Source organism: Micropruina sp. (assembly GCF_047607385.1).
Lineage (GTDB): Bacteria > Actinomycetota > Actinomycetes > Propionibacteriales > Propionibacteriaceae > Micropruina.
Genome location: NZ_JASGDE010000007.1, coordinates 1 through 13,575 on the forward strand (window position 1 = coordinate 1; position 13,575 = coordinate 13,575).

12 protein-coding genes are annotated in these 13,575 nt (G+C 70.5%); all 12 read left to right on the forward strand.

What is annotated here, in order from left to right; translation table 11 throughout:
* On the forward strand, nucleotides 1-874 hold an 874-nt coding region (cysT, locus tag QM582_RS00410; protein ID WP_415080741.1), incomplete at its 5' end, for a sulfate ABC transporter permease subunit CysT.
* Nucleotides 871-1,713 carry a sulfate ABC transporter permease subunit CysW gene (cysW, locus tag QM582_RS00415; protein WP_415080743.1) on the forward strand — a complete coding sequence of 281 codons (843 nt, stop codon included), beginning with the start codon at nucleotides 871-873 and terminating at the stop codon, nucleotides 1,711-1,713. The genes cysT and cysW, both read left to right, overlap by 4 nt.
* Nucleotides 1,710-2,717, forward strand: coding sequence for a sulfate/molybdate ABC transporter ATP-binding protein (locus QM582_RS00420; RefSeq protein ID WP_415080745.1), 1,008 nt, complete (start codon nucleotides 1,710-1,712; stop codon nucleotides 2,715-2,717). Before cysW ends, QM582_RS00420 begins: the two co-directional genes overlap by 4 nt.
* A gap of 49 nt (nucleotides 2,718-2,766) precedes the next feature.
* On the forward strand, nucleotides 2,767-3,228 hold the full coding sequence (locus tag QM582_RS00425; RefSeq protein WP_415080747.1) for an RrF2 family transcriptional regulator: 462 nt from the start codon (nucleotides 2,767-2,769) through the stop codon (nucleotides 3,226-3,228).
* A 35-nt stretch (nucleotides 3,229-3,263) separates the two neighbouring features.
* Entirely contained in the window at nucleotides 3,264-3,737 is a 474-nt protein-coding gene (locus QM582_RS00430) for a hypothetical protein (RefSeq protein ID WP_415080748.1), read from the forward strand.
* A 261-nt stretch (nucleotides 3,738-3,998) separates the two neighbouring features.
* A complete protein-coding gene (locus QM582_RS00435) occupies nucleotides 3,999-5,357 on the forward strand; it encodes a dicarboxylate/amino acid:cation symporter (protein WP_415080749.1) in 1,359 nt (452 codons plus the stop codon).
* Nucleotides 5,358-5,649: 292 nt separating this feature from the next.
* On the forward strand, nucleotides 5,650-7,107 hold the full coding sequence (rpsA, locus tag QM582_RS00440; protein ID WP_415080750.1) for a 30S ribosomal protein S1: 1,458 nt from the start codon (nucleotides 5,650-5,652) through the stop codon (nucleotides 7,105-7,107).
* Between the two features lie 202 nt (nucleotides 7,108-7,309).
* Nucleotides 7,310-7,969, forward strand: coding sequence for a dephospho-CoA kinase (gene coaE / locus QM582_RS00445; protein WP_415080752.1), 660 nt, complete (start codon nucleotides 7,310-7,312; stop codon nucleotides 7,967-7,969).
* The gene (locus QM582_RS00450; RefSeq protein ID WP_415080754.1) at nucleotides 7,966-8,736 is read left to right on the forward strand and encodes a hypothetical protein; all 771 of its coding nucleotides are present in this window, start codon (nucleotides 7,966-7,968) and stop codon (nucleotides 8,734-8,736) included. The genes coaE and QM582_RS00450 overlap by 4 nt, the downstream gene beginning before the upstream one ends.
* Before the next feature lie 238 nt (nucleotides 8,737-8,974).
* A complete protein-coding gene (locus QM582_RS00455) occupies nucleotides 8,975-10,087 on the forward strand; it encodes a PrsW family glutamic-type intramembrane protease (RefSeq protein ID WP_415080759.1) in 1,113 nt (370 codons plus the stop codon).
* A complete protein-coding gene (locus QM582_RS00460; RefSeq protein ID WP_415080756.1) occupies nucleotides 10,084-11,259 on the forward strand; it encodes a hypothetical protein in 1,176 nt (391 codons plus the stop codon). Before QM582_RS00455 ends, QM582_RS00460 begins: the two co-directional genes overlap by 4 nt.
* Before the next feature lie 165 nt (nucleotides 11,260-11,424).
* Nucleotides 11,425-13,506 (forward strand): excinuclease ABC subunit UvrB, encoded by a 2,082-nt coding sequence (gene uvrB / locus QM582_RS00465; protein ID WP_415080757.1) that lies wholly within the window; start codon nucleotides 11,425-11,427, stop codon nucleotides 13,504-13,506.
* Nucleotides 13,507-13,575: the final 69 nt, after the last annotated feature.

Genomic DNA, 13,575 nt, shown 5'->3' on the forward strand with positions numbered 1-13,575 from the left:
CGCTCCGGACGCGGCCCGCCCGGGCGCCCCGGCGGACGCCCGCCAGGCGTCCCCGGGCCGGCGTCCGGTTCGCCGGGCCGGCGCCGGACGGGTCAGCGGGCTCACCCTCGGCGTGGTCACGCTGTGGATCAGCCTGATCATGCTGCTGCCGCTCGCCGCGCTGGCGGTCAGCTCCTTCTCCGAGGGCTGGGGCAGCTTCGTCGACGCGATCACCGCCCCCGTCGCGCTCGCCGCGCTGGGCACCACGGTGCTGGTCGCGGCCGTGGTGGCGCTGATCAACGTGGTCGCCGGCACCCTGATCGCCTGGGTGCTGGTCCGCGACGAGTTCCCCGGCAAGCGCATCGTGGACGCCCTGATCGACCTGCCGTTCGCGCTGCCCACCATCGTGGCCAGCATCGTGCTGCTCTCGCTGTACGGGCCGAACAGCCCGGTCGGCATCGAGCTGAACGCCACCCGCTGGGGACTGATCGTGGCGCTGGCCTTCGTCACCCTGCCGTTCGTGGTGCGTGCCGTGCAGCCGGTGCTGCTCGAACTGGACACCGACGTCGAGCAGGCGGCGGCGTCCCTGGGCGCCGGGAACTGGACCACCTTCCGGCGGGTGGTGCTGCCCACCCTGGCGCCGGCGATCATCTCCGGCGGCGGCCTGGCCTTCGCCCGGGCGATCGGCGAATACGGCTCGGTGGTGCTGATCGGCGGCAACATCCCGCGGGAGACCCAGGTGGCGTCCCAGTACATCCAGCAGCAGATCGAGATCGACCGCCCGGTCAACGCCGCGGCCGTCTCACTGGTGCTGCTGGCGATCTCGTTCCTCACCCTGCTGGTGCTGCGCTGGGCGGCATCGCGCGGGCAGCAACGTCAGGAGCGGTCGGCATGAGAGTCTCCACCCCGACCCGGATCGGCTTGCGCATCCTGGTCCTGCTCTACCTGGCGGTGCTGCTGGCGGTGCCCATCGTGACCATCCTGTGGCGCACCTTCGAACCCGGCCTCGGCGCCTTCTGGGCATCGGTGCGGACGCCGGCGGCGATCTCCGCGTTCAACCTGTCGCTGCTGATCGTGGCCATCACGGTGCCGATCAACGTGATCTTCGGCGTGGTCACCGCCATCGTGCTGGTCCGCGGACGGTTCCCCGGACGCCGGCTGCTGTCCGGCATCGTCGACCTGCCGTTCGCCGTCTCGCCGATCGTGGTCGGCGTCTCGCTGATCATGCTGTGGGGCGTCCATGGCTGGTTCGGCGGCCTGGAGGACCTCGGCATCCGGGTGATCTTCGGACTGCCCGGCATGGTGATCGCCACCGTCTTCGTCACCCTGCCGTTCGTGGTGCGCGAGGTCGAACCGGTGCTGGTCGAGATCGGCACCGAACAGGAGCAGGCGGCGGCCACCCTGGGTGCCTCCCGCTGGCAGACCTTCTCGCGGATCACCCTGCCGGCGATCCGCTGGGGACTCACCTACGGCGTGGTGCTCACCGTGGCCCGCGCGCTCGGCGAGTTCGGCGCGGTGATCATGGTCAGCTCCGGCTTCCCCGGCGTCTCGCAGACCCTCACCCTGCTGGTGCACTCCCGCTACATCGACGACCACAACACCTACGGCGCCTACGCGGCGGCCACGCTGCTGATGTTCCTGGCGCTGGCGACGCTGCTGTTGATGACCGTCCTGGACCGCAAACGACCCACGGCCGAGGTGGCCGTGGCCACCACCTCGAGGAGCTCGGCATGATCAGCGTCACCGACGCGCGCAAGTCCTACGGAACCTTCAAGGCGCTGGACGAGGTGTCCCTGGAGATCCCCTCCGGCAGCCTGACCGCGCTGCTCGGCCCCAGCGGCTCGGGCAAGTCCACCCTGCTGCGGGCCATCGCCGGGCTGGAGGATCTCGACGGCGGCACCGTCGCGATCGCCGGCCGGGACGTCACCCACGCGCCGCCGCAGCAGCGCGGCATCGGCTTCGTGTTCCAGCACTACGCGGCGTTCAAGCACATGACCGTGCGCGACAACGTCGCCTTCGGGCTGACCATCCGCAAGCGCCCCAAGGCCGAGATCGCCAAACGGGTGGACGAACTGCTCGAGGTGGTCGGCCTGGCCGGCTTCCAGCACCGCTACCCGGCGCAGCTCTCCGGCGGCCAGCGGCAGCGGATGGCGCTGGCCCGGGCCCTGGCGGTCGACCCGCAGGTGCTGCTGCTCGACGAGCCGTTCGGCGCGCTGGACGCCAAGGTGCGCGACGACCTGCGGCGCTGGCTGCGCCGGCTGCACGACGAGGTCCACGTCACCACCGTGCTGGTCACCCACGACCAGGAGGAGGCGCTGGACGTCGCCGACCGGATCGCCGTGCTGAACCAGGGCCGGATCGAACAGGTGGGCAGCCCGGACGAGCTGTACGAGCGTCCGGCCAACCCGTTCGTGATGTCCTTCCTGGGCTCGGTCTCCCGGCTCAACGGCGAGATCGCCCGGCCGCACGACCTCCGCCTGACCCGGGACGCCCGCAGCGCCGAGGAGGCGGCGGTGGCGAACGGCGTCCGGGTCACCGAGGCGGAGGTCGAGCGGCTGGTCCGGCTCGGTTTCGAGGTGCGGGTCGAGTTGCGGCACACCCAGACCGGGGAGCGCTTCTTCGCCCAGCTGACCAGGGCGGAGGCGTCCGCCCTGCAGCTGGAGGTGGGGAATCTGGTCTGGGTGGTGCCGACCCGGACGCTGCCCAGCGACGAGGAGTTCCCCGCGCTGGCCGGGTAGGCCACAGGGTTCCGGCCAGTTGTGTCCAGGAGGGGCCACAATGAGGTCCGTGGAGATCACCGCGAAGACCGAGTACGCCGTCCGGGCGATGCTGCAGTTGGCCGAGGCGGCCGAACCGGGGGACCCGGTGTCGGTGGACGCCCTGGCCCAGGCGCAGGGGCTGCCGCGCAAATTCCTGGAGGCGATCCTGGCCGATCTGCGCCGGGCCGAGCTGGTGGTCAGCACCAAGGGGGCCCGCGGCGGCTATCGGCTGGCGCGCCCGGCGTCCGAGATCCCGGTCGGGGCGGTCTTCCGCGCCGTGGACGGCCCGCTCGCCGAGGTGCGCGGACGACGTCCGCACCAGACCGAGTACGAAGGGGTCGCCGAGCACCTGCCGGTGCTCTGGGTGGCGGTCCGGTCCAGCCTGCGCCAGGTGCTGGACGACACCTCGCTGGAACAGCTGCGGACCGGCCGGCTGCCCGATCACGTCCGTCGGCTGGCGCAGGCGCCGGACGCCTGGGCCAGCCGATGACCAGTCGTGGTGAGTCGTTGGGTTGGTCTCGCTGGGTGGCCGGGGGCAATGCGCTCTTCTTCGTCCGGGACGCGCATCGCGACGGATCGTCGCTGGTGATCGACTGCGATCTGCTCTGCGACCCGCCGCTCCCGCTGGACTCCGCCGATCGGCCGCCGGCGCCGCGGACGCCCGACGAGCCGAATCTCTGGGTTGCGATCGACGGCGTAGAAGTACCCTCGATCGGCCCGTGGGAGTTCGATGACGATGAGGCATCGACCGGTTCGCCCTTTCGCGTCGACGACACCATCGACTGGACGGCTGGTGAGGGGCACTCCCTCTCCATCGAGCCGGCGCCGCGCACGGGAACGGTGACGGTCTCGGTGGCCTGGCCCGCGCAGGGCTTGGCGCGTCAATCGCTGTCGTTCGATCTGCCGCCGCGGCCGGAGCCCGTCCCCGACCCTCCGACTGCCCGGATCGAGATCGTCGGCGGACCGACGGGTGGCGTGATCACGCCGCGAGCGGATTGATCCAGATACCTAGGGGTTTGTGGCGGCCGGGGCGCGACGGGTCCGGAAATCGATCGGGAATTCCCCGACGGATCGGGAATAACCCCCGACGGGCGCTGGTTGTCGCCCAACGAACGGAAAGGTGTCGCATGCCGCTGTTGTGGAGTTGTCGGGTGATCGATCACCGGATGGACGCCAGCTGCCTGTGTTGATGCGCGGTTGAGCGGACGTTCCCGCGCGCCCCTGTCCACACCCCTCGCAATCCGAAAGGCTTCATCCACCATGTCCTCATCCGCAACGGCGGCCGCTCCGGCACGCCGTCAATTCCCCTTCTGGGCCCAGGTTCTGGTCGGCCTCGCCGCCGGCGTCCTGCTGGGCTTCCTGGCCCGCGCCTTCACCCTCGGCTGGCTCACCGAGACCATGGCCACCGTCGGCACCATCTTCGTCCAGCTGCTCCGGGTGCTGGTCGTGCCCCTGGTGCTGACCGCCCTGATCGTCTCGATCACCCAGCTCCGCAAGGTCGCCAACGCGGCCCGGCTGGCCGTCCAGACGCTGCTCTGGTTCGCCATCACCGCCGCCGTCTCGGTGGTCATCGGCATCGCCATCGGCCTGCTCACCAACCCCGGCGCCAACGCGTCCATCGGCACCGAGGGTGCCGCGGCGGTGGCCACCCAGGGCAGCTGGCTCGACTTCCTGAAGTCCCTGGTGCCCGGCAACATCCTCGGCCTCGAGGTGAGCAGCAAGGCCACCGAGGCCGCCGGCAGCATCGCGGTGAGCAGTTCGCTGTCGTTCAACGTGTTGCAGCTGGTGGTGATCGGCATCGCGCTCGGTGCCGCCGCGCTGGCCGCGGGGGAGAAGGCCGGTCCGTTCGTCAGCTTTGCCGAAAGCGTCCTGGCGGTCGCCCAGAAGCTGGTCTGGTGGGTGATCCGGCTGGCCCCGATCGGCTCCGCCGCGCTGATCGGCAAGGCGGTGGCCACCTACGGCTGGAATCTGCTGGCCCCGCTCGGGGTGTTCACCATCGACGTCTACCTCGGCTGCGCGCTGGTGCTGTTCGGGCTCTACCCGGTGCTGCTCAAGCTCAACGGCCTGAGCGTGCGGCGGTTCTTCGCCGGCGCCTGGGAGGCGATCGTCTTCGCGTTCGTGTCCCGCTCCTCGATCGGCACCCTGCCGCTGACCCAGAGCGCCGCCATCGACAAGCTCGGCGTGCCGCGCGAGTACGCCTCCTTCGCCGTGCCGCTGGGCGCCACCACCAAGATGGACGGTTGCGCCGCCATCTACCCGGCGCTGGCCGCGATCACCGTGGCGCAGCTGTTCGGCATCCAGCTGAACCTCACCCACTACCTGCTGATCGCCTTCGTGGCCGTGGTCGGTTCGGCCGCCACCGCCGGCCTGACCGGCGCCGTGGTGATGCTGACGCTGACCCTGTCCACGCTCGGCCTGCCGTTGGAGGGGGTCGGTCTGCTGATGGCCATCGACCCGATCCTCGACATGGCCCGGACGGCCACCAACGTCGCCGGGCAGGCGCTGGTTCCGGCGATCGTCGCCAAGCGCAACGGCATCCTCGACGAGGACGTCTACAACGGTCGCGGCTCGGTCGCCGAGACCGGCGACCGGCAGGAACTGGCCGGGGCGTCGGCCTGATCCGTCCCAGCGATGTTCCGGTCCCGGCCTGGGTCGGTTCGCCCACCCAGGCCGGGACCGGACCGCGTCCGGGCGGCCCGTGCGGGAGCCGGGAAACCCCCGTCCGGGGTCCCGATCGATTCGGGCGGCAGTTGTGCCCGGATCGTTACTTCGTTCTTTTGACCGAGCGGCCAGCCTCTCGATAGGCTGGTGGATCGGCGTGGCTTGTCCGCCTCCAGACCGAGCGAGGTGGGCGCACAACGGCCGTGCCAACACCACAAACCCATACATCCAGTTATCGGAGCCCTACTACATGACCTCCTCTCCCGAGGCAGCCCAGATCGCTATCGACGACCTGGGTTCCCCCGAAGCCTTCCTGGCTGCGGTGGACGCAACCATCAAATACTTCAATGACGGCGATATCGTCACCGGAACCGTCGTCAAGGTCGATCGGGATGAGGTCCTGCTCGACATCGGTTACAAGACCGAAGGCGTGATCCCCTCCAAGGAACTCTCCATCAAGCACGACGTCGACCCCTTCGAGGTCGTCGCGGTCGGCGATGAGATCGAGGCCCTGGTCCAGCAGAAGGAGGACAAGGAGGGCCGGCTGATCCTGTCCAAGAAGCGGGCTCAGTACGAGCGCGCCTGGGGCACGATCGAGAAGGTCAAGGAGTCCGACGGCGTCGTCACCGGCAAGGTGATCGAGGTGGTCAAGGGCGGTCTGATCATCGACATCGGCCTGCGCGGCTTCCTGCCCGCGTCGCTGGTCGAGATGCGCCGGGTGCGCGATCTGCAGCCGTACGTCGGGATGGAGCTCGAGGCCAAGATCATCGAGCTGGACAAGAACCGCAACAACGTGGTGCTGTCCCGCCGTGCCTGGCTGGAGCAGACCCAGTCCGAGGTGCGTCACACCTTCCTCAACCAGCTCGCCAAGGGCCAGATCCGCAAGGGCGTCGTCTCGAGCATCGTCAACTTCGGTGCCTTCGTCGACCTGGGCGGCGTGGACGGCCTGGTGCACGTCTCCGAGCTGTCCTGGAAGCACATCGATCACCCGTCCGAGGTGGTCACCGTCGGTGACGAGGTCACCGTCGAGGTGCTGGACGTCGACATGGACCGCGAGCGTGTCTCGCTGTCGCTGAAGGCGACCCAGGAAGACCCGTGGCAGACCTTCGCCCGCACCCACCAGATCGGCCAGATCGTGCCGGGCAAGGTCACCAAGCTGGTGCCCTTCGGCGCCTTCGTCCGGGTGGAAGAGGGCATCGAGGGCCTGGTGCACGTCTCCGAGCTCGCCGAGCGTCACGTGGAGATCCCCGAGCAGGTCGTCTCCGTCAACGACGAGGTCATGGTCAAGATCATCGACATCGACCTGGAGCGCCGCCGCATCTCGCTGTCGCTCAAGCAGGCCAACGAGGGTGTCGACATGCACGCCGATGACTTCGACCCGGCGCTGTACGGCATGAGCGCCTCCTACGACGAGCAGGGCAACTACATCTACCCCGAGGGCTTCGATCCGGAGACCCAGGAGTGGAAGCCCGGCTACGAGGAGCAGCAGGCGGCGTGGGAGCGGCAGTACGCCGAGGCCCAGGCTCGCTGGGAGGCTCACAAGCAGCAGGTCAAGGAGGCCGAGGCCGCTGGTGTCGAGGCCGCGGTGGCCGAGGCCAGCACCGCCGCGTACTCCGCGGGTGGCGCGTCCACCGAGCAGGCCGAGGGCTCGCTGGCCTCCGACGAGGCCCTGCAGGCGCTGCGCGACCGGCTCACCGGCAACCGCTGAGTCCGGCTGGATCCACTCGACCGGCCCGGCTTCCCCGATGGGGGAGCCGGGCCGGTCGGCGTTTCGGCCGGGGCGGCGCTGATTCCGGCAGCACCGATTTCGCTGGTCGAGCTGGTCGTGACTTCCCCTGACAACGGGTGCGACACGATCGGCCGGCGACCGGCACTTTCCCGGACGACGGGTCGGCGGGCATGCTGGCCCGGTGAATGACGAGCGTGCCGATGTCCTGCTGGTCGGGCTGACCGGGGGGATCGCGTCCGGCAAGACGGCGGTGGCCGACCGGCTCGCCGAGCTCGGCGCGGTGGTGATCGACGCCGATCTGCTGGCTCGCGAGGTGGTCGAACCCGGCACCCCCGGATTGGACGCGATCGCGGCTCGGTTCGGGGCCGGGGTGCTGCGGTCGGCGTCCGGTGGGCCGGAACTCGACCGGGCAGCGTTGGGGGCGATCGTCTTCGCCGACCCGGCCGCCCGGCGCGACCTGGAGGCGATCGTGCATCCCGCGGTCCGGGCCCGAGCGGCCGAGCTGACCCGGGCGGCGCCGTCCGGGTCGGTGGTGGTGCAGGTCATCCCGCTGTTGGTGGAGACCGGGCAGCAGGACGCCTTCGACGTCGTCGTGGTGGTGGATGTCGACCCCGAGGTCCAGCTGACCCGGCTGGTCGCCCGCAGCGGGCTGACCCCGGGCGAGGCGCAGGCCAGGATCGACGCCCAGGCCGGCCGCGGGCAGCGGCTCGCGGCGGCCGACGCGGTGCTGGACAACAACGGGACGCCGGCGCAGTTGCGGGTCGCGGTGGACGCGTTGTGGACCCGATTGGCCGCCGCCTCCCGCGATGATGCGGGACTCCGTGGCACCCTGGCTCCGTGAGCAACCCACCTCCCCGCTACGAGAACTACCCGGAGCAGGGTGAGGACGAGCTCGGACGCGGTCCGGTTTTCGGTGAGCCCCCGACCAACCCCGCGCCGCTGATGAACTTCGGCGCGCCGCCGCCGGCACCCCGCTCCAGCGGTCCCGGTCGGCGGCAGTTCTTCGGCGTCCTGGGCGGAGGCGTGGCGCTGGTGGCCGTGCTCGGCGTGGTCGCCAGCAGCCGTGGCGGGATGTCGGGGAACGGCTGGCCGACGGGCTCCGATCCCACCGACTGGGTGCCGGGCGCCGACGACGACTCCACCGACGGGGGCGACCCGGACAGCAACGACGCCGACCTGGGCGGACACACCGTGTCGTGGCCGGACGGCTGGACGGTGGACGACCAGAGCGACAACCAGCTGGTCCTGGTCGGCGGCGGGGCGACCGTGGTCTTCCGGGCCTACACCCCCGGCGACGACGTCACCGCCGTCGAGGAGGCCCAGCGGCTGCTGAACCGGCATGTCTCCAGCCTGCGCAAGCGGGGTGCGTTGGAAACCAGCAGGGGTCGCAAGGACTCCGTCGAGACCGGCGCCGCCACCGTCTCCGGGACCCGCGACGGCAAGCAGGTGGACGCCGAAGCCAGGGTCGTCATCGACCGGAGCGACGAAGACGACACCGCCGGTGGCGGGGCGCTGGCGGTGATCGTGCTGCAACCGTCCGGGATCTCCGAGAAGCGGCGCAAGCAGATCGTGGCGATGCGCAAAGACTTCCTCGACCAGCTGGGCTGACCCGGACGCCGGGCCCGGTTCGGCCGGCGACCGTCGGGCTGGCGACCGTCCGCGATCTGCGTCGCGCGGAAGAGAGCGGCTGAACGGTGTATCGGGAGGGGCGATCGCGGCCCCTGGTGTTGAGAGACTGACCCGATGCGGCTCCCGGACGCGGGCCGTCAACCGACCGGAAGGAAGCTCACTCGTGCAGTGCACTCGTTGCCACACGGAGGTACCCGAGGCGGCTCACTACTGCCAGGTGTGCGGGTTGGACACCCACACCGACGACGGTGCCCGCCGGGCATCGTTCGCCGCCAAGCCCGACGAGCCCGTGGTGTCCCTGCGGCTCGTCTCGACGATCATGCCGCGCGGCGCCGCCGTCCGGCCGATGACCTACCAGTTCGCCCTCGGGCTGGCGCTGCTGCTGACCGTGATCGTGGGGGCCACCGGAGCGCTGCCGATCGCGGTGCTGATCGCGGCGTTCGCGATGCCGATCGTCTACATCGTCTACCTCTACGACGTGAACCTGTGGGAGGACGAGCCGGTCCTGGTCACCGGCCTGGCCTTCCTGCTGACCGCGGTGCTGGGCGGACTGTGGAGCTGGCTGTGGCTGGCCCTGCGCGGCCCGATCGCCCCGGCGTCCTCCTGGGACGACGCCGGCGCCGCACCGTCGCTGACCGGCTTCCTGATCGCTGCGGTGCTGGCCCCGCTGGTCGGCGAGGCGATCCGGCAGCTCGGTCCGGTGCTGCTGGCGTCCCGCCCCGAATTCGACGACCTGATGGACGGCCTCACCTTCGGCGTCATCTCCGGTGTCGGGTTCGCCACCGCGGACACAGTCGTGAAGCACTGGCCGCTGATCACCGGCGGCTACGCCGGCGTCTCGGACGCCCCGACCTGGATCTCCCTGCTGGTGCTGGAGGGCTTCGTGAAGCCGCTGCTGATGGGCACCGCGACCGGCATCGCCTGCGCGGAGTTCTCCGGGCTGGGCGAGGGCTACGACGGCTTCACCCCGCGCTACTTCCGCGGCGTCGCCGAGGCGGTCGGCGCGAACCTGCTGTTCGCCGGCGGGCTCTACCTGCTGAACTTCGTGGGCAGCCCGGTGCTCGCCCTGGTGCTGTCGATCCTGTGGGGCCTGGCGATCCTGGCCGTGCTGGTGCTGCGGATCCGGACGGCGCTGCACCGCGGCCTGATGGAGGCCGCGCTGGAGTCCACGGCCCGAGCCCGCGGGGTCGGGCCGGGGTTGGAGTTCTGTCCCAGCTGCGAGATGCCGCTGCTTCCCGGCGCGCTGTTCTGCTCCAACTGCGGGGTCAGCGTGCGGGCCGCCGGGAAGGTGCCGCACGGCCACGCCGAGAGCGGGGAGGCCCAGGCATGAGCCAGAACCAGTTCCCCGGTCAGGGCGGCCCGCAGCACCCGCAGCAGGGCGGCGGTCAGCCGCTCCCCCAGGGCGGCCAGCCGTTCCCCCAGGGCGGCCAGTTCCCGCAGGGCGGCCAGTTCCCGCAGGGCGGCCAGTTTCCCCAAGGGGACCAGTTCCCGCAGGGCAGCCCGCCTTTCCCGCAGAGCGGTGGTCAGTTCCCGCCGAGCGGCGGTCAGCCGCTCCCGCAGGGCGGTGGTCAATTCCCGCAGGGCGGGCAGCCCTATCCGCAACCGGGGACACCCCCCTTCCCGGCGGCGGGCCAGCCCTTCCCGCCGGGAGGCCAGCCGTTCCCACCGGGAGGGCAGCCGTCCGGTCCGGGCGTCCGGCCGAATCCACAGCAGGCCGGATACCGGCCGGTCGGCCCGTATCCGCCGGCCGGAGGTCCGGCGTCCTTCGGCGGGCAGCCGGGCATGGGCTACCCCGGCGGCGGATTCCCGCCCCAGCCGCCCACGCCCAAGAGCAACGGCATGGTGATCGGGATCGTGGTCGCCGCGCTGGCCGCGGTGACCCTGGCCGGCGTCCTGCTGATGACCCTGTTCGGCTCCGGCGCGGGACCGACGCCGACCGCCTCGCCGACGGTGTCCGCCCAGACCGCGCCGCCGTCGCCGCAACCCAGCACCGACCCGTCCACCGGTCCCAGCCCGTCCACTTCGACGACGGCCAACCCGTCCGGCGCGGTCGAGGTCGGCCTGGGCGTCTCGGTGGCGCCGGCGGACGGCTGGCGACAGACCAGCCGCAACGAGCTCAAGAGCTACACCGAGTTGAGCAACGGCACGGCGGTGCTGGCCACCCAGGCGTTCCGGGTCGAGGGTCAGGTCACCGGCAAGGACGTGGTCGCCAGCTACATGAAGCAGATCACCGCCGACATGTCCGGGGTGAGCAGCAAGGAGCCGTCGACCATGGACGTCGGCAACGACAGGCTCTCGGCGGGCGTCGGCAGCTGGTGGGGCACCAAGGCCACCTCTCAGGGGTCGGTCAAGCGTTACTACCTGTCGGTCATCTCGGTCCGCGACGACGGGCTGGCCGTGATGTCCACGCTGATCGCGCCGTCCGCGAGCGCACTGGATTCCTCCCGTGAGGACTTCCTGGGGATGACCACCTCGCTGCTGAACAGCCAACTGAAGGCCTGATCGGTTCCCGCGTTCCGACGTTGCCCTGGTTCGGGCTCGTTCACTCGGTTCAAACCCGGTGAATGAGCCTGAACCAGGGCAACGTGCGTGCCGGGACGATCCCTGAGCACACCTCCGGCCGGCTCCGATCCGAAACTGTCAGCGGGGACGCCTACGCTTGCGGTCATGCGTCCGACAACCGATCTGCAGCGCCGGGTGGCCCCGTTCAAGGTCCAGGCCGACTTCGTCCCCGCCGGCGATCAGCCGGCTGCGATCGACGAACTGGAGCGTCGGATCACCGCCGGCGAGAGCGACGTGGTGGTGCTCGGCGCGACCGGCACCGGCAAGACGGCCACGGTGGCCTGGCTGGCCGAACGGCTGCAGCGTCCGATGCTGGTGATGCAGCCCAATAAGACCCTGGCGGCCCAGTTCGCCAACGAGCTGCGCAACTTCTTCCCCGACAACGCGGTCGAGTATTTCGTCTCCTACTACGACTATTACCAACCCGAGGCGTATGTGCCGCAGACCGACACCTACATCGAGAAGGACTCCTCGCTGAACGAGGAGGTGGAGCGGCTGCGGCATTCGGCGACCAGTTCGCTGCTCACCCGGCGCGACGTCATCGTGGTGGCCACCGTCTCGGCGATCTACGGCCTGGGCACGCCGCAGGAGTACGTCGACCGGATGGTCCGGCTGCGGGTCGGAGAAGAGCGCGACCGCGACACCCTGCTCCGGGCGCTGGTCGACATCCAGTACGCCCGCAACGACCTGGCCGGCACCCGGGGCACCTTCCGGGTGCGCGGCGACACCGTCGAGATCTTCCCGATGTACGAGGAGAACGCGGTCCGGGTGGAGTTCTTCGGTGACGAGATCGAGGCCCTCTCCACGCTGCATCCGCTGACCGGCACGGTGATCTCGATCGACACCGAGGCGGCCATCTTTCCGGCGTCCCACTACGTCGCCGGCCCGGAGCGGATGGAGCGGGCGATCACCGGCATCGAGTCCGAGCTGGAGGTGCGGCTGGCCGAGCTGGAGGGCGAGCACAAGCTGCTGGAGGCGCAGCGGCTGCGGATGCGCACCGGCTACGACATCGAGATGATGCGCCAGATCGGCACCTGCTCGGGCATCGAGAACTACTCCCGGCACATCGACGGACGCGGCGCGGGCAGCGCCCCGAACTGCCTGCTCGACTACTTCCCCAGCGACTTCGTCCTGGTCATCGACGAGTCGCACGTCAGCGTGCCGCAGATCGGCGGCATGTACGAGGGGGACGCCTCCCGCAAACGCACCCTGGTCGAGCACGGCTTCCGGCTGCCCAGCGCGATGGACAACCGTCCGCTCACCTTCGAGGAATTCTGCGACCGGATCGGGCAGACGGTGTACCTGTCGGCCACCCCCGGTCCCTACGAGATGGCCCGCTCCGGGCCACCGGTCGAACTGCTGATCCGGCCCACCGGCCTGGTCGATCCCGAGGTGATCCTGAAGCCGACCAAGGGCCAGATCGACGACCTGATCGGCGAGATCCGGCAGCGCGCCGAACGCAACGAACGGGTGCTGGTCACCACGCTGACCAAGAAGATGTCCGAAGACCTCACCGACTACCTGATGGAGAACGGCATCCGCACCCGGTACCTGCACTCCGAGGTCGACACCCTGAAGCGGATCGAGCTGCTCCGCGAGCTGCGGCTCGGCGAGTACGACGTGCTGGTCGGCATCAACCTGCTGCGCGAAGGCCTCGACCTGCCCGAGGTCAGCCTGGTCGCCATCCTGGACGCCGACAAGGAGGGCTTCCTGCGCTCCGAGCGGTCGCTGATCCAGACCATCGGCCGGGCCGCCCGGAACGTCAACGGCCAGGTGCACATGTACGCCGACAGCATCACCGCGTCTATGGCGGCGGCGATCGACGAGACCAACCGGCGGCGCGCCAAACAGGTGGCCTACAACCTGGAACACGGCATCGACCCGCAGCCGCTGCGCAAGAAGATCGCCGACATCACCGACATGCTGGCCCGTGAGGACGCCGACACCGCCGGGCTGGTGACCCGTGCCGGCGGACGGCGCGGGGTCTCCCCGGTGCCGCTGGGCAGTCACGAGCCGCGCAACACCGAGGGCATGCCGGCCAGCGAACTGGCCGGGGTGGTGCAGGAGTTGACCGAGCAGATGCACAGCGCGGCGGCGGAGCTGCAATTCGAGCTGGCGGCCCGGCTGCGCGACGAGATCGCCGACCTGAAGAAGCTGATCCGGCAGACCCTGGCGGCGACCAAGTAGCCGGCGTCCGCCCGGTCGCGGGCCCGCGGCAGGCCCGTCCGGACGGCGCGGTCGGGGCCGGCGAGCGGC

Coding starts and splice junctions, on each gene's coding strand:
- QM582_RS00435 (WP_415080749.1), top strand. CDS start 3,999: ATGTCCTCATCCGCAACGGCGGCCGCTCCGGCACGCCGTCAATTCCCC.
- uvrB (WP_415080757.1), top strand. CDS start 11,425: ATGCGTCCGACAACCGATCTGCAGCGCCGGGTGGCCCCGTTCAAGGTC.
- QM582_RS00460 (WP_415080756.1), top strand. CDS start 10,084: ATGAGCCAGAACCAGTTCCCCGGTCAGGGCGGCCCGCAGCACCCGCAG.
- cysW (WP_415080743.1), top strand. CDS start 871: ATGAGAGTCTCCACCCCGACCCGGATCGGCTTGCGCATCCTGGTCCTG.
- QM582_RS00420 (WP_415080745.1), top strand. CDS start 1,710: ATGATCAGCGTCACCGACGCGCGCAAGTCCTACGGAACCTTCAAGGCG.
- rpsA (WP_415080750.1), top strand. CDS start 5,650: ATGACCTCCTCTCCCGAGGCAGCCCAGATCGCTATCGACGACCTGGGT.